Here is a 17,438-nt window from a genome sequence, read left to right as displayed (position 1 = left end):
CTTTAGTTTTTCTTCACCGCCACTTTTGTTAAGTCATATTTAGCATACGATTTAGACATAATAGCTAGTGAGCCGTCTATCTTCAAGTAACAGAATGCTCTTCAAAGTCACCATCCCATCCATCTAATAAATCAGCTAAATTTTCTGGTGTTATCATATGTTTTTTGATGACGAGAGCACGCGATTTTTCATCCTGCATCACATCGATTTTCCCACCAACTGTTACATCAAGAAATTCTAATAGCATCGGATCAAGTCTCATACCTGCTGAATTTCCTAATCTACCAATTTTAGGTGATGTTAGCATGACCTCACCTCTTATGCTATGATAAACATGGTCAATTTTTTACCTTTTAACTTTCTACAATCTTAAAAATATCAAAAAAGAGCATCTCTGCTCATTTTGGAATAATCAATTTATAACATTTCCGCGTTATATCACGACTTCTTTCTGATGTATCTTAAACTTTTGATTACCTTTATTTTAATTTTATCTGGCTAATAACCAATCTATGATATTGAGTTGTTCTATCCCTTCTTGATTGTAACGCCCATTGTCCATGGTTAGTAAAATTTTTCGGTAGTTATCTTGAATACTTTGAAATGGGCGAACTTCTCTTTGATAAGTCCTGTCATCTTCAACAGTGAGTAACACTTGATAATATTCGGTGACACCATTTTTTTGTGCCACAAAATCAATCTCAAATTCTCCTATATTGCCAATAAAGACTTGATAGCCTCTTCGCAACAACTCAAGATAAACAACACCTTCTAAGCGATGTCCAAAATTCGGGCGTTTATTACCCAAAAGAACTTTTCTTAGAGACTGGTCGACAGGATAATATTTTGAATTGATCGACAGGTATTTTTTACCCGCGATATCATAGCGGTCTGCTCTAAAAAAGAGATAGGCTTCTTGAAAGCCAGATAAATATGTTGAAACGGTGTCACTTGTCGTCTTTTGTCCCATTGATGTCAGGGTATCTGCTATTTTCTTTATCGTCACTAGACTACCTGAACTATCCGTCAAATATTTGGCTAATTGTTCAACCAATGTTGCATCACTGCGCTGTTTTCTCTGCAAAACATCCTTGATCAAGACAGTATTGACGATACCTGAAATGTAATCTCGATAGGTCAACTCATCTGGAATTTCTGTTACATAAGGAAAGCCACCAAATTCGAGATAGCGCTGAAACACGGTCGCTTTATCACCGCCCAGAGCGCTGAAAAATTCTACAAAAGATAAGGGATAAACTTTCAACTCGACATAACGTCCAGAAATCAGAGTCGCAAGTTCACCTGATAACATGTAAGCATTAGAACCTGTCACGTATAAATCAACATTTTCTTTGATAAATAAGCTATCTAATACGCGCTCAAACTCAGGTACCATCTGGATCTCATCCAAGAAAATATAGTTCATCTGATCTGCTAGCAAGTTATCCGTAATTTTTTCATACAGCTTTCGATAGTCCAGATAATCAGCTAGTGCCAAATCTTCAAAATTATAGGATTGAATTTGAGTTTGACTAACCTGATCGGTGATTAGCTGTTCTTGAAATAAGGCTAAAAGCGTTGATTTCCCGCTCCGTCGCACGCCTGTCAAAACTTTGATAAATCGTTTGTCTTTTAAACGTTCTAAATCAGATAGATATGTCTCTCTTCTTATCATGACAACCTCTTTCAAATTAATTCGATTTTCATCTTACATCTCTATCATAAATCAAATTAACTCGAAAGTAAATAAATTTTATTCACTTTATTCAAATTAATTCGAATAAAAAATAAATTACTAAGTTGTTTCGACTTAATTCGAAACAACTATTGTTCTAGCAGGCCTCTAAATATATTTTTTTGCTATCATTCCCAAAACATAGTACAATATTAAATAAGGAGATCTGACTACTATGACAACTTTAACTTTTAAGAAAACCGTGACGGTTTTAGTGGCGACCGGTTTTGCTGTTTCTTTAGCAGCCTGTGGTAAACAAGCCGAATCACCAAAGAAAAGCACCGTTTCTCAAGATACTGCAACCATTACGCTAGATTTTGAAAACGATAAAAAAGTCGATGAAACCAAAAAAATCAGGATTATTAAAGACCAAACTTTACTTGATGCCCTTAAAGAGAATTTTAAGATTGAGGAAAAAAGTGGCTTTATCACGTCGATTGATGGTAAAGCTCAAGATCAAGCGGCTAACAAGTACTGGATGTTCGATGTTAACGGTAAGATGGCCGAAAAAGGTGCTGCAGATATTCATTTGAAAAAAGGGGATACGGTTGCCTTTTACCTCGGAAGTTTTTAAGATAAATAAAAAAAGCCCGCGGGCTTTTTTATTTACTATTTTTCTTGACTTAAGCCACTGTAAGCATACTCGACTTTAATGCAACGGTCCATGACGATTTGGTTGCGACCATTGTCACGTAAAATTTGTTCAGTTTCTTCGTTTTGTAGACCTTGTTGGGCCCAGAAAACATCGGCATCTGTTTCGATAAAGTCACGCGCAACGTCAGGTAAAAATTCTGAGCGGCGAAAGACATCTACAATATCAATGTGTTCAGGAATATCTTGAAGTCTACTATAAACTTTTTCGCCCAGTATTTCCTGACCGGCAAGTCGTGGATTGACTGGAAAAATGCGATAGCCGTCAGCTTGCAGGGCTTGCGTTACCATAAAACTTGAGGTCTCTTCTCGATTTGATAGGCCAACGACGGCTACCGTTTTCGCCTTTCGCAAATAATCAAAAATGACTTCCGGTGAACTGTTTTCAAATGTATAGGTCATCTTAACTCCCTTCAATTGTCAACTGATGCATGATGTTCACCACCATTGCACCAAGAAAACGCACTTTTATAAAACGTCTGTGATATCGTCAACAGGCAAGCGATAAGACGCTGTGCCCTGCTCATCTGAATAGCCCATGGTGATGATAAGTTCTGGCTGGAATCGGTCCTCAATCGCTAAAACTTCTTTGGCTTTAGCCTTGTCGAACCCAAGAATCATGTTGGTTTTAAGACCCTTATTATTGGCCGCAAGCACGATATTTTGAGAGACGAGACCGATGTTGAGGGCCAAGTACTCTGCTAGCTGTTTAGCTGTAAATTTCTCGAACATGCCTGGTAATTTCATTAACAAATCAGCTTTGTGGTCAACTGGCAAGAAATCAGCGCCGATTTCAACCATATCACGCACACGCTCTGGCAAATCTGTATCTGAAAAAACGACTAATGTTGCACCCGCTGCCTCGTTTTGGACGGCATTTTTGCCGTGCATGGCTGTGGATAGGGCCAAGCGCATCTCTTGTGAATCGACAATCACAAAATGCCAAGGCTGGATGTTGTGAGCTGAAGGTGCTAGAACGGCTTCGGATAGAATCGCTTTGACTTCATCAACAGTGACTTTACGACCGTCAAACTGTGTGACTTTATGGCGACTTTGATTTAGCTTTGAAAATTCCATTAGGTTGTAACTCTCCTTACAAGTTGATAGAGTAGATAAGCTAGCACACCACCTAAGGTGTTAGTGATTAAATCATCTACTTCAAAAACGCGATTAAAATTGAACAATAAATCCAAGATGACTTGTGTTGTCTCAATGGACAAGCTCATCAAAAAACTAATAAGCAGCACTTTTTTAAAGTATCTGATACTTGGTTTCAGTAAACATAATGCAAATACCAGTGGAAATATCAGAAAGATATTGGCAACATTTTGAAGGATGATAAAGATAAGATCAACCAGATTGGGGATTTTCCCGAAATGTACCAATGTATTAAACGGTGTCAGAATCGCTGTGATGCGACCGAAGTGTTGGACGCCTGGTGTTTCCACGCTTTTTAAGGTTGGATAAATACTCTGAGGTAGAAAACACATCAGACAGATAGCAATAGTGTAGCATACTGTAAGCCCTTTTACAATTTTTTGAAACGGTTCTTGTAGGTTGGCTTGTTCATCAAACAATTTCATACTGTTATTGTATCATAAAACGCCAGAGTTCTCTCTGACGTTTCTTTGTTATTTATGAATGGCGTTGATGATTTTGTCAAACCATTCTTCTGGTATAACAGCTATAATTAAAGCGGCAATAATAACCGCAAGAGCTGATAAGCGTGTGATATTTCTACCCGTAACAGCTGTCACAATCACCCAAATCATCGCTAGCATAGAAAAGCTCTGATAGAATTTTTTAAAATAATTTTTCAATTTTCTATCTCCTTCTCTTTACTTAATTTTTGTCTCAAAACCAACAGTTACAGCATCGAATGCTTTCGTGTCTGGCTGTGTCTTCTTTTTATCCGATTTCATAGTCTTACTACGAAGTTGACCACAAGCAGCATCAATGTCCGTGCCGTGTTCTTGACGGATGACACAATTAATGCCACCTTTTTTAAGAATATCATAAAACTTGAGCACATCATCTTTTGAAGAACGGCTGTATTGGTCATGTTCGCTCACTGGATTATAAGGAATCAAGTTGACATAGACTAATTTCTTCTTGTCCTTCAAAAGTGCAACCAACTCACGCGCATGCTCTGGACGGTCATTGACCCCACTAAGCATGATATATTCAAATGTGACGCGACGATTAGTGACTTCAATGTAGTAGTCAATGGCTTCAAATAATTTTTCGATTGGAAATTGACGGTTAATCCGCATGATGCTAGTTCTGACATCATTGTTTGGCGCATGAAGTGAAATTGCCAAGTTAATTTGGAGACCTGTCTCAGCAAATTCACGGATTTTAGGCGCCAATCCAGAAGTTGAAACCGTGATATGACGGGCGCCAATAGCTAGACCATTATCATCGTTAATCGTTTTAATAAAGTTGATAACATTGTCATAGTTATCAAAAGGCTCGCCAATTCCCATGACCACCACGTGACTGACACGTTCTTCTAAGCCACGTTCATCAAAGTATTTTTGAACGAGCATGATTTGCGCTGTGATTTCGCCTGCGGTTAAGTCGCGTTGTTTCTTAATTAGACCTGATGCACAAAACGTACAGCCGATATTACAACCAACCTGAGTCGTCACGCAGACAGATAAGCCATAGCGCTGACGCATGAGCACCGTTTCAACTAGCATACCATCAGGTAGTTCAAACAAATATTTAACTGTACCGTCTTTAGCCTCTTGAACCAAGCGTTGTTTCAAAGGATTGAGGACAAAATTGTCTTTAAGAATTTCGATAAAATCCTTGGCAATATTAGTCATCTCATCAAAAGATTGGACTCTTTTCTTATAAAGCCAGTCCCAAATTTGTGTCGCGCGAAATTTTTTAGCACCATTCTCTACCGCCCAACTGATTAGCTGGTCACGCGTTAAATTGTAGATAGATGGTTTTGTTATGTCATTTTGGATAGTTTTAGTCATGCTACTAGTATAACATGTTTTGAAAACTTTATGGCAAAATATTCTAGGACTAGCAAGGCTCAATCGTCAACAGAAAAAACAAAACAGTATGGCCGTTAGAGAAGTAACTTCCTAGCGGACATACTGTTTGATGTGTATAAATACTGCTGTAACGCTTTCGCGTCTCACGAATAAATCAAACTTGTAAACTTTATTTATTACTAATGAAGAATGAGACAACTGCGACTAAAATGACTGCACCAAGCACTGATGGAATCAAAGCCATCCCAGCTAAGCTAGGACCCCAATGACCAAAAATCGCTTGACCAATACTAGAACCAACTAGACCAGCGATAATATTCGCAATCCATCCCATCGATTCACCTTTTTTAGTGATACCACCAGCAATAATACCGATAATTGCACCAACAATAAGAGACCAAATCCAACCCATAGCTAACTCCTCCTTAGTTAAGATGTTGAGGCGACTGCTTTGGTGTGTAGAATTCTTTTCCGCGACGAGTAATCGCAGGAGTGAATTAGGAAAAGACGTAAACGAACAACGTTCGTGCGTCCTTTTATCTATTTTCCTAACACCAAGGAGCCGTAACTCGATTAAATAATGTAAAAAATTATAATATCTGTCGACATCTTCATTTTATAACAATAGTTTCAGACTGTCAAAGAATTAACTCTATTTGTTAGCTTTTAAGTAATGAGCAAAACAACTAGGCTGGTAACTCTGCGCTTATTTTTTCCGAGTTCTCACAACGAAGGCCGGACGTTTACTACTTTCTGATTGATGTGGCTTTTGAGAGGGCTCTGGCTTGATAATCGGCGCTTGCTGCTTGACTGATTTTTCTTTTTTGACAAATGCCGTCTTGCTTGGCTGACGTTTTCTAGAAAACTTAGATGACCCGCTATTATCTCCTTTTTTATTAGGAGTTTTAGCATCTAAAGAGAAGTCTCTATTGCCGTCTTTTTTAACGTCTTTTCTAACTTCTCTTCTAACTTCTTTTCTAACTTCTCTTCTAACTTCTTTTTTAACTTCTTTTTTAGTATCTTTCTTCGAAACCCTAGATACTGCGACAGGTGTTGTCACTTCATAGACTTTTTCATCTACAAAAGCCTCGTCACGCTTCATATCTTTGCTCCTCATCCGTTTCAACACGAAAAAAGCAGCCCCGAAATTCATATATTCTTTGATATAATCTTCCAAATGAGAAATCTTCAACTCATCTGGCATCTTCTTACGAGAACTTGAAAAAAAACCTTTCAAACGCAATTGCTCATGTCCCCAATCACCTACAAGGTAATCGTATTTCGCGAAAATATCCGAATAGCGTTGCTCAAGTTTCTCTTGATTAAAGCCTTCGCGATGATTGTAAATCAAGTGAAACACCTTATCACCAATCGTGACCACATCATCAAGAACAATGACATGCTCACCTGGGAATTTATTATAATTTTTTTCTTCTTCTGGAATTACTTTTGCCATACTATTTCTTTCTTTTGGGTTTCTGTTCCTTTTGGATTGTACTCAGTTAACTCAAGAGTTATCACGATTTGCTAAATCATCTGCAACAATTTCTCGCATAAATCTTGGAAATTGAATCTCAGCGCTGCCCGAACTTTTCAAAATCGGAAAATACGAGGCAAATAAATACTGGTCTGGCATCAAGACAACATAGGTTTGAGTCGCGATAACTGGACTACCTTGATAGATAAGTTCATCATTTTGATTATCTAAACCTTGTGTCACGATATCACCAAACTGTTTGCCACGAAAGCCCATACCGACGATGCGTTGGGTTTTCAGATAATTACCGACATCATATAATTCTCGCATGATGCTTAAAAGTTCAAGCCCCGTTACGGTAAATTTGACCATACGGATACTATGCGGCAAGATGTCATGCAAATCATCCAGAGTAAGATGCTGCGGAATCTCTTCAACAATCATACCACTATTAAGTACCACCGCTGGTACTTGATAATACTCACCCATAAGCCCTGCAACAAATTGTGTTGCCTCATATTCTGGCAAACGATTTGTAAACGATTGAGATAACTCCGCTACTTGACAGTCTTGAAGTATCTCATGCCCTTGGTTGGCTTGGTGCTGAATCCACTCTTTATCTCCTGGCAATGCTACCAAATGACGCACATCCTCAGCCATAATCTCAGACTGGATACATTGAAAGTCGTCATCGAATCTCAGCGTCACCTCACCTACGTATTCGCCATAGCGGCCAGCGGCCGCAAGCATTGTATTATTCATATATTTACCATATTCATATAAATGATGCGTGTGCGCGCCTAAGATTAAGTTGAGATTGTCGAAGGTCATCGCGGCTTGCTCATCAAAGCGCCAGCCTAAATGGCTCAGTAGAATCGTAAAGTCAGCATCTGATTCAAGCAATTGCTGAGCTAATACAGACTCTGGCTCCAAGATATCCCAGCCCATTTGAGGATAGGCTAGAGGATAGGGTGCCGTCAGTCCAAAAATATCAATCGTCATGCCAAATGATGTCGTGACACGTTTTTTCTCGACTGCCCAACTTGGCTGTTTACCTTTATCTTTCAGATTAGCCAAGACAACATCAAAGTTGGCATTCGCATAAAGTTTATCCAACTTTTCTTTGGGCAAGCCTAAGCCCTCATTGTTACCAATCGTTGCTGCAGTCAAATCTAACGCGTTCATCAGCTCAACGTTAGCCTGACCTAGCGTTGCCTCACTAAGGGCATGTGAGCGGTCAACATTATCCCCAATGTCAAACCGTAAAACATCCGAATACCCCACTGATTTGTCAGCAAAAAAGCGTTTGATTTTCGGATAATTTTCAAAATGAGAGTGCAAATCATTCAAATGTAAGATTTTTAGCACATTTTCTTGAGTGGTCATAGTCTCATTATATCAAAAAAAAGAACCTGTGAACGATTTCTATTCTAGAAACTTACAGGTTCTCTAAAATTGCTGATATAAGCTTAAAAAACAGAGAGCCATATTAGCTATTTAATTTGAAAGTTTGACAATAATTGTTTTTGTCTCTGTCTCGAATGTCATAGACTGATGATTGGGATAATCGGGTAATTCGCTATACATTACTGCAGCCTTTGCTCTCAGTTCTTGGTCAGGTATTTTAAAATCATGACCATGAATCTTCAAGAAATCATAAGGCCTCACACTCGTTAGTGGTGGGTCAAATTGGAAAAACGTGGTTCGTGTTGCTCCGGTGATAAAAATATCTTGCAGCTTATGAATAATACCTTGATTCCCAACTTGAGACTGACCAATAAATACAAGGTTTGTTTCTTTTTCAGCAGGAGTCAAAATTTTGTTTTGAGTCGCAAACGCCACAACATCATGCATCAACACAACATCATTTGCATAAGACGCATTTGCTTTTTGAGATAGACTAAAAGTCAAAATCATTGATACTATTGTCAATGCTACTGAAAGGTATTTAAATTCTTTTCCTTTTTTAGCAAAGCTATAAACAATCCCTGCAAAAACAACTGAAAATGTACCGAAATAAACACGCGGAGCTGCTTTTATATTGCCAAAGGCCATATTAAAAGTTAATATTGAACCCAGTAAAAGCACGAGCAACAAACCATCAATTTTAGCGCCTGCACGATATCTCAGTATTGTCAATATGACTAACGCAGCATAGGCGATTGCGAGCATAGCAATGACGACTGCACCAACTTTTTGTAAACCGCCAACTGTTCCTAATTGCGTCCACATCATATAGGTTTCATTACCGTATGTTGAATAGTGAATCATCAAAGCAGAAAGCTTATAAACCAAACCATAGATAACCCCTGCGATAAGTAGCCTTCCAGCATTTGTCGTTGATCCATAATCATCGTACTTGTATCTATCCCAAATGTATTCTTAAAATAGGGGAGATAAGTAACGATAGTTGATAAGATGATGACGAAAATTGGATACTTTTTTCGCATGTTACGATTTCCTTTCATGTGTTCTCAACATAAATGTCAAGAACTGGTAGACATCATCTATCAGATAATGATTTATTGATAAGTTATTCACCCCCGATAAAGTGGGCGACATTTTTTCGTTTGGGCATTTTTAATTTTTGTTTCAGTTAGCATAGCTATCTTGGTGACACACCATACTAATTTTTAGCCGACAAAATTTTTCCTCCAAAAAAAGCGAACGGCGTCGCTTTTTCCGGTGTTTAGAATTAAAAACCAAGCCTACTCATTAATGATGTTGTTATTTCAGATTCATCAAACCTATACTCGTAACAGCCTCTCTTTAACGACTAAACCTCCTATTGAATTTTTTAAATCTAGTGTAATGCCTTACAATTCATCATGCTAACTAAAGCTGTCATAATCGTCATTTTTTGCTACTTTGCTACCGTTCATCATTCTGAGTCACAACCTTGGTTTTCGCGCAACAATCTTCATCTGTCATTGGCATCACCTCTTTCAAAACTTCCTTAATGGTGTAGGTATTAAAGCCAGTCAGCCTAGCCGACTTACGCCTCAGAATCAGAAGAACATTTTGCCTTTACCAATTTTACATTGCGGCAGCTGTCTATCCTGAGCATAGCTTTTACATCCTATTTTTACACTCTTATTATATCATGTTCACCATAAAAAAGAAAGCGTTTTTACTATTATTTAACATTTAAATATGAAATATGTGACAACATTCTAAACAAAAATAGACTTCATCCCTTTATTTATTTAAAAAACAACTAGACAATAAAAAACCTTATAGATTATCTATTTCTATAAGGTTTTCTAATATAATTTTTTACTAAAACAGAAAAACTCAAAGTTCTTTTTTGCGTTTTTTAAGAATTTCTATTCCCAAAGTAGCTATCAAAAGCGTCATTAGCGATACACCTGAACTTAACAGTTTTGAATCTGATGTTTCTCCTGTATTAGGGAGCGTTTTTTGTGTTTTTGTCGCAGGTTTAGATTGTTGATTATCAGAATTTTCTCCTGTATTAGGGAGCGCTTGCTCCTCTTTTGATACTGGTTTAGGTTGTTGATTATCAGAATCCGGTAACGATTTTACACCTGGAATACCTCCAAAATGCAATGCTGGTCTTTTAGGTGGTGTTGTTTTATCCGGCACAATAGGATTGACTTTTCGTTTCCAAACTTTGACTGTTGTAATCGTCGTTTCTGTGTCACCGTCTGGGTTGATGACTACCACGACAGGTGGGTTGACAGTACTTGACACTAGCTCATAGCCTGTCGTATCAGATAAGACGTTGCCTTTTTCGTCTACATTTTTTGTCACACTAATGTCTGTATTGACTGGGTTTTTGGTGTAATGATACACTAGCGCATTTTTCTCTGCTAGAGTGACCGTATCACCTGCTTGGACGACTGCACCATTGAAGGTGATTTTTGTCAGTGTGTAGCCAGTTTTATTGTTTCCTGCCACTTGTGCGGCTGTAGGAATTGTCACACTGTCACCGACATTACCAGCAAGTGAAATGGTGCGACTAGGCGTTAAGCCGTCGCCATTATTAACAGTATGACCAACTGTTGTTGTTGCTGGTGTCGGCGGTGTGATAGGTGGTGTCTTAACCTTCCAAACTTTGACTGTTGTGGTGGTCGTTTCCGTGTCACCGTCTGGGTTGATGACTACCACGACAGGTGGGTTGACAGTACTTGACACTAGTTCATAGCCTGTCGTATCAGATAAGACGTTGCCTTTTTCGTCTACATTTTTTGTCACACTAATGTCTGTATTGACTGGGTTTTTGGTGTAATGATACACTAGCGCATTTTTCTCTGCTAGGGTGACCGTGTCCCCTGCTTGAACGACTGCACCATTGAAGGTGATTTTTGTCAGTGTGTACCCAGTTTTATTGTTTCCTGCCACTTGTGCGGCTGTAGGAATTGTCACACTGTCACCGACATTACCAGCAAGTGAAATGGTGCGACTAGGCGTTAAGCCGTCGCCATTATTAGCAGTATGACCAACTGTTGTTGTTGCTGGTGTCGGCGGTGTGATAGGTGGTGTCTTAACCTTCCAAACTTTGACTGTTGTGGTGGTCGTTTCCGTGTCACCGTCTGGGTTGATGACTACCACGACAGGTGGGTTGACAGTACTTGACACTAGTTCATAGCCTGTCGTATCAGATAAGACGTTGCCTTTTTCGTCTACATTTTTTGTCACACTAATGTCTGTATTGACTGGGTTTTTGGTGTAATGATACACTAGCGCGTTTTTCTCTGCTAGGGTGACCGTGTCCCCTGCTTGAACGACTGCACCATTGAAGGTGATTTTTGTCAGTGTGTACCCAGTTTTATTGTTTCCTGCCACTTGTGCGGCTGTAGGAATTGTCACACTGTCACCGACATTACCAGCAAGTGAAATGGTGCGACTAGGCGTTAAGCCGTCGCCATTATTAGCAGTGTGGTCAACTGTGGTGGTTGCTGGTGTAGCCGGTGCTGTTATGATGAGTTTTTGGGTAACAGTATCGTATCCAGAGGCTGTATAGGTAATTGTATAAGTTCCAGGTGTTAATGCTGACAGGTCTGCGTTGCCAGAAACCTTAGCTGTTACAGTCACTGCATTGCCACTTTGATTTGTTAATGTCAGAGGTGGAACAAAACTTGTCGCTGTTTGTGTCACATCTTTAGGCGCTACCAACGTTCCATTTTTAACTATGATTGTTACGATAGCTGTAACTTGAAGTCCTGAGTTTGCATCAATATAACTATATTGAATGCGATAAGTCCCTGACTGTGTGGGCGTCCATTTTTCCGAGAGTCCTGTGAGGGTCTGGTCGGCGTTAACGAGTGCGTAAGAGATTGCTTGCGCTGTCTGTGTTCCTGTGCTATCGGTTTTGTCTGTGATGAGTGTCGCTAGATTCAGCTCAGTCCCAACTGTGCCAGCACCATTATCGACTGTCAAATTGGAAACATAGACAGTCTGTGTCACTGAAATTTGGAAATCCGCACCATAGGTCGATGAGTTTGTGTTATTTGAATTCCAACGGTCACTATAACTATAAACGTAGGTTGCTTTGTAGGTTCCTGCTTTAAGCTTTCCAAAATCGGCTGGTGAAATCACTTTGCCTGATGCATCTGTTAGCGTTTTTGAAGTAAAGTTGCCGGCATCTGACATATTACCATCTGAAATATTGGTGTCATAAGGGAAGTAGTTCGGATTTTTAACATATCCTGTTCCATCTGTCTGACCGCCGTTTTCTGCATCTACGACTGTTGGTGTGTCAAATGTAAAGGTACCTTTGCCTTCTTGTAATACACTGTCATTTGGGGCAATCACTTGAGGTTGAACGAAAATTGAGCCTTGTGCTGAAACATGCATTCCTGTTGTTGGGTCTGTGTAATCATAATTGATTGAATAGTAGCCATTGAGACTTGTTGTGAAACTTGTGCCAGTCAAGGTAATGATTGTGCCAAAAGGGTCTGTTACTTCAATTGTCAAACTGCCATCTGCTAGCGCACTTAATAGGTCAACAGCTTTACCATTGCTGTCTGTCAGGCTAACATAGGCAGAGCCATCTGAGGCGGATAAACTCAAATCAACCGTTTGTCCGCTAGGTATTACGTCGTATTGATTGGCAGAAATCGTAAGGGCAATTTTTCCAGCTGGTAAAATTTGAATGACCAAAATAGCTGTGCCATCTGCTCCATCATATTGCCATTCTATCGTATAAGTTCCGACAGTCAGTGTTCTCGGATCAACTTCATTGCCATTAGCATCTAATACGGTCATACTGCCTACTGGAAATTGGCTCGAATCGGTGACACCTGTGGCTGGATCTGTATAGGTGACGGGATTATAAATGACATTAGCAACTGGATTGCCGTTAGCATCGTATCCTTGATTAATTCCTGTTATTGATATGCTTGGGTCAAATTGATAGTGCCCTGATGCATCTGCATTAACTACTAGCGTATTCGAGCCATCTGATGACATCGGTATCCCACTCGCATCAATGGTTGGTGCGGGCAAAACTTTGACTGTCTGAGTCGCGGTCTGAACTGTCCCTGACTGATCGGTGTAGCTATAAGTTATCGTGTAGGTATCCGCATAAGTTGGCGTAAATGTCGTGCCTAATACCCAATAATGACCCTGATAGCTACCATCTAGCGGGATGTTATTGCCAGAGCTATCTTTTACAGTAATAGTCGCATTTCTAATTGAGACAGCAGAATTACTTGGATCGACCAATGTTTCAAGAGTTGCTGCGTCAATTGTTGCCCCAACTTGCCCGGTTGATGTTGCTGCTGGCGTTAAACTCGTGAAATATGAGACATACGTGTAGACGAATGCTCCCTTAGCAGTTAAGGTGATTTTATCCCCAACCTGAACAGCTATGCCTTTATACGTCACACCCACAAATGATTTTCCTTGAATTTGAGGGGCGTCTGGAACTTGAATCTCATCACCAATATAATAGGTACTCAGATCAAGTGCTAACTTTGGTGAAAGTTCTGTGCCATCGGTGTAAGACACGTCGGTATTGGCAAGTGTTGGTGTGGTAATTTGATTCTTGACCGTTAATGTTTTTGTCGCTCGCACGCCATAAGTTTGTCCTGCTGCGTCGGTATAGTTTTGTTCATAAGTGACAGTGTAGTCGCCAGCAGATGTGGGCACAAAAGTTGCCCCTGACATGCTGACAGCTACACCATTAGGATCTGTCACACTGTAAGTCAGATTTGACGGTGTCAAGGCTGTTGTCTGATAAGTTGTTGCATAAACAGGCTGTGCCTGAGCTGACAAATCATAGCTTGTTCCTGATGTACCTTCTGCCAATGCTGCAGGAGCTGTGAGCGTTGGCGCAGATTCTTGTTGAACAGTTGAGCCGTTGACCGTAATAAAGTGATAAGTCGGAAGAATACCAGTAACATTTCCAGCGCCATCTTCACCTGGTAACTTTCCCCTATCCCCAGGCCAATTTGACCCAGTTTGTCCGTCAGTGTCACTTAAAGCAAGTGTAATCGCACTTGGTGCTGCTCCTGAATAGGTATAAGCAAAGTAGCCGTTGCCAACATAGCTCATCTGCCCATCAATTGAGCCAGTATTTTGATTCCAAATATAAATATACTTGGCGCCATTCATTTGACCTGAATTGACCAAAATCGTTGTACCAGATTTAGCCGCGTCTGCTTGCACAACAATTGAGCCAAAACTAGGGTTTGTAACAAAAGTCGGTGCAAGACCAAATACAAACAAACTGGCTAAAATACTTGCACCGTACAGCCATATTTTACCTGACTTCCAAGCTCTAAAATGCGATACTTTTGATTCTTGTTTTGCTCTACTGCTTTTTTTCATATGAGATAAAGACATAAAAACCACCCTTTATTATAAATTACAAGCTAATACAGTTTAACTATTAAACTATATTAGTCCCCTAACACATCTATCTGTGTCTGTCATACTGCATGATTTATTTCAGTCATGTCAGTAAGTCGCTAAACTTACTGAAGTTGGATTAAAGCAAGACTGTAATTAGCCAAGTTCCAAGCATTACTTAAACTGGTACCTGACGCAAGACTATGATCACTTGAAAGCATGATGCTTTTACCCGCAAGATTGTTGCCATAGTAGGTATCATTTGCCGTAAAGTTTAGACTGCCTCCAGAGGCATTGATAATGACTAAATACTTGTTCACACCATTATCCATGATGTATGCAACAACACCAGAATCATAGCGCAGAGGCTGGATTAAAGTACCATTGTAAATCTGGCTATAATCATCTGGCCAGAAACTTGGGTTATCATTTTTAAACTGAATCAATTGTTTCAAGAAATCGACTTGCTCGGCATAAGTACTCGCCAAATCCCAGTTCGTATTAGACGACTCATCACCAACAAAATATTTGGTGTTGTTCAAAGTCACCACACCATTATAAGGATTACGCGCTAGTTCAATTTGCGCATCTGCCATACTCTTTAGACCGGTATAATTATTAGACTCAATTTTAGCTTGTTGAATCGTTGACAATGCTGGATTGCCTGACACATTAACGTAACGGCTCATGTTAAATTCCTGACCATTTTGCATCACCGTCGTTCCTTCAGCCAAGATATTAATGGCTGATGCAAGCTCAGAGCGGGCAACATGAGTTTCTTGTAAATCATATGGATTATATAGCCACTCCAAATCGGATATGGTCTGACCGTCATGACACTCTACATAATTAACTGCTTGGGCAGGTGTGCCATACTGCATCAACCCATCACCGGACCCCCGAATAGCGCTCAAAATGAGTCCTAAGCTATTCTTATCCCCAGCAACAAAGTTTTGAATTGTATCACGTTCACCGTTGTTAAAATACCCAACACCTGGTGTATGAATGGCTTTCGACACATCGACTTGCTGGTCATAAGGTAAATCTGTTCCCATATACCATCCCTCACCATAAGTTAAGATATGCGGGTCAATTGTATTTAGCATTGAGCGAACAGCATTAATCGTATCCTTGTCAAAGCTTGCCATGATATCAAAACGGAAACCATCAACTCCGTAGTTCAAGGTATAATACTTAATAGAGTTCAAAATGAATTGACGGAACATGAGATGATTGGTCGCCGTATCATTCCCACAACCCGTTGTTGAAGATTTTCGGAAATAATAGCCAGGTTGCGTTCTCTCAAAACTCGAAGTTGACTGGTCATACACATGATTGTAAACCACATCCATAATCACGCCCATTCCTTGATTATGAATCGCTTGAATCATCGTTTTCATTTCATTAAGACGCGTATTAGGATTCGTAACGGATGTCGCATAAGCACCTTCTGGCACATTATAATTCAATGGATCATAGCCCCAATTATAAACACTTGGAAAAGCTGCAGTTGCAAGACCTGTATCAGAAATACTCGCAAAATCATACATCGGCAAAATCTGTAAGTAATTAACCCCAAGTTCCTTCTCATAGCTCAACCCAGTGAGCATTCCCGTATTAGGATTTATTGTACCCGTTTCTCCAACACCTAAAAACTTCCCTTTGTAATTCGGATTGACCCCAGAAGTACTCGAATTCGTAAAATTTTTAACGTGAATTTCATCAATAACTGCTTGCGTTGAACTTGCTTGTCTCCAAGTAGCCTCTTCTCCTTGTTTCACGGCAAAGCCACTTGGTGTCACACTTGAAGGTGAAACAACAACTGAGCGAAGTCCACCTGAAACAGTCGCAATGCTATAAGGATCTTGCGTCGTCATTGTTGTAGAGGTACTGCTTACCGTGCCATAATTACCAGAATAATCACTCACCGTACCATTTCCAAAAGTTAATTGATACGTATAGACCAAACCATTTTGATCTCCTGGAATTGTAACAGACCAAACGCCAATTGTATTCTTAGTTAAATCCGACGTATTAGCAACTGTTCCACGAGCCATTGTGTAGGTTGTGACTTGCGGTGCTGTTGCATTGTTTCCTGATTTCCCATAGCTAATCACTTTTACACTCGTTGCAGTCGGTGCCCAAACTCTAAGAGTTGTTGCAGTCGGTGCATAAGTTGCACCTAAATCAGTCGCAGTATATGCCCATTTTGCATCAAATGAATCAAACTTATTACTAGCTGTTGCGATTTTCAAGTCTGCATTGGCTGTACTTGCGTAAGTACTACTTGATGTTGCAGCCTTGGCATGTAGTGGGTTAAACGCTCTATCAAGTGGTGTGGAAATTTGAACTTGTGTTTGAATGCTTGAGAATGTTCCTAATAAACCAAGCGAGAGTAACGAGACGACAGCAATTTTAATGTGTCGGTTAATTTTTTTGTATTGAATAGCCATCTTTCTCCTTTGTATTTCCAAAAGTAAATGAATTATGAATAATAAACAATTCCACATCATGTTATCGCTATCATTTTTTAGAATTTTAAAATCTTTCCAAAGCTAATGCAACCGATTGCATAAAATTGTGTACGCCTCTACTCTTTAGAGACTGTTTGTTACGACAGTTATTACACGGCATTATCTACACCTCTTTCAAAACTTCCCCACTTATTTATAACATATTCCAAAAGAAAAAGAAAGCGCTTGCATATTTTTTTTAAAAAAGACACAAAATATGTTATAATAGTCTAAAT

14 protein-coding genes are annotated in these 17,438 nt (G+C 39.6%); 1 reads left to right on the top strand and 13 read right to left on the bottom strand.

From position 1 onward, the window contains the following. Positions 1 to 82: 82 nt before the first annotated feature. Complete coding sequence (locus tag HZR21_RS02355) at positions 83 to 307, bottom strand: AbrB/MazE/SpoVT family DNA-binding domain-containing protein (RefSeq protein ID WP_180746088.1); 225 nt, start codon at positions 305 to 307, stop codon at positions 83 to 85. Between the two features lie 183 nt (positions 308 to 490). Next, a complete protein-coding gene (locus HZR21_RS02350; protein ID WP_180746086.1) occupies positions 491 to 1,675 on the bottom strand; it encodes an ATP-binding protein in 1,185 nt (394 codons plus the stop codon). A 235-nt stretch (positions 1,676 to 1,910) separates the two neighbouring features. Here HZR21_RS02350 and HZR21_RS02345 point away from each other — a divergent pair, with 235 nt between their 5' ends. Further along, a complete protein-coding gene (locus HZR21_RS02345) occupies positions 1,911 to 2,309 on the top strand; it encodes a DUF4430 domain-containing protein (protein WP_180746084.1) in 399 nt (132 codons plus the stop codon). Positions 2,310 to 2,344: 35 nt separating this feature from the next. Here HZR21_RS02345 and HZR21_RS02340 read toward each other — a convergent pair whose 3' ends face one another. The 11 genes from HZR21_RS02340 to HZR21_RS02290 all read right to left on the bottom strand — a co-directional run bounded on the left by HZR21_RS02340 (position 2,345) and on the right by HZR21_RS02290 (position 17,142). After that, positions 2,345 to 2,788, bottom strand: coding sequence for a CoA-binding protein (locus HZR21_RS02340; protein WP_180746082.1), 444 nt, complete (start codon positions 2,786 to 2,788; stop codon positions 2,345 to 2,347). Positions 2,789 to 2,854: 66 nt separating this feature from the next. Then, positions 2,855 to 3,463, bottom strand: a complete 609-nt coding sequence (locus HZR21_RS02335; RefSeq protein ID WP_180746080.1) for a nitroreductase family protein — start codon at positions 3,461 to 3,463, stop codon at positions 2,855 to 2,857. Continuing rightward, a complete protein-coding gene (locus HZR21_RS02330; RefSeq protein WP_040525737.1) occupies positions 3,463 to 3,969 on the bottom strand; it encodes a VanZ family protein in 507 nt (168 codons plus the stop codon). Before HZR21_RS02330 ends, HZR21_RS02335 begins: the two co-directional genes overlap by 1 nt. Before the next feature lie 48 nt (positions 3,970 to 4,017). Then, entirely contained in the window at positions 4,018 to 4,206 is a 189-nt protein-coding gene (locus HZR21_RS02325) for a hypothetical protein (protein ID WP_180746078.1), read from the bottom strand. 18 nt (positions 4,207 to 4,224) lie between these two features. Further along, positions 4,225 to 5,376 carry a dual-specificity RNA methyltransferase RlmN gene (gene rlmN / locus HZR21_RS02320; protein WP_180746076.1) on the bottom strand — a complete coding sequence of 384 codons (1,152 nt, stop codon included), beginning with the start codon at positions 5,374 to 5,376 and terminating at the stop codon, positions 4,225 to 4,227. Positions 5,377 to 5,566: 190 nt separating this feature from the next. After that, positions 5,567 to 5,809, bottom strand: a complete 243-nt coding sequence (locus HZR21_RS02315; protein WP_003138147.1) for a GlsB/YeaQ/YmgE family stress response membrane protein — start codon at positions 5,807 to 5,809, stop codon at positions 5,567 to 5,569. A 294-nt stretch (positions 5,810 to 6,103) separates the two neighbouring features. After that, a complete protein-coding gene (locus tag HZR21_RS02310; protein WP_180746074.1) occupies positions 6,104 to 6,853 on the bottom strand; it encodes a YutD family protein in 750 nt (249 codons plus the stop codon). Positions 6,854 to 6,904: 51 nt separating this feature from the next. Further along, a complete protein-coding gene (locus HZR21_RS02305) occupies positions 6,905 to 8,260 on the bottom strand; it encodes a bifunctional metallophosphatase/5'-nucleotidase (RefSeq protein ID WP_180746072.1) in 1,356 nt (451 codons plus the stop codon). Between the two features lie 111 nt (positions 8,261 to 8,371). Then, positions 8,372 to 9,169 carry a hypothetical protein gene (locus tag HZR21_RS02300; RefSeq protein WP_246307776.1) on the bottom strand — a complete coding sequence of 266 codons (798 nt, stop codon included), beginning with the start codon at positions 9,167 to 9,169 and terminating at the stop codon, positions 8,372 to 8,374. Positions 9,170 to 10,168: 999 nt separating this feature from the next. Further along, the gene (locus HZR21_RS02295) at positions 10,169 to 14,683 is read right to left on the bottom strand and encodes a phage tail tube protein (RefSeq protein ID WP_180746070.1); all 4,515 of its coding nucleotides are present in this window, start codon (positions 14,681 to 14,683) and stop codon (positions 10,169 to 10,171) included. A gap of 131 nt (positions 14,684 to 14,814) precedes the next feature. Then, positions 14,815 to 17,142, bottom strand: coding sequence for an alpha-amylase family glycosyl hydrolase (locus HZR21_RS02290; protein ID WP_180746068.1), 2,328 nt, complete (start codon positions 17,140 to 17,142; stop codon positions 14,815 to 14,817). Between the last annotated feature and the right edge of the window lie 296 nt (positions 17,143 to 17,438).

This window comes from Pseudolactococcus laudensis (assembly GCF_013449735.1).
In the GTDB taxonomy this organism is placed as follows: Bacteria; Bacillota; Bacilli; order Lactobacillales; family Streptococcaceae; genus Pseudolactococcus; species Pseudolactococcus laudensis.
This window is presented reverse-complemented; position numbering and strand designations above follow the sequence as displayed.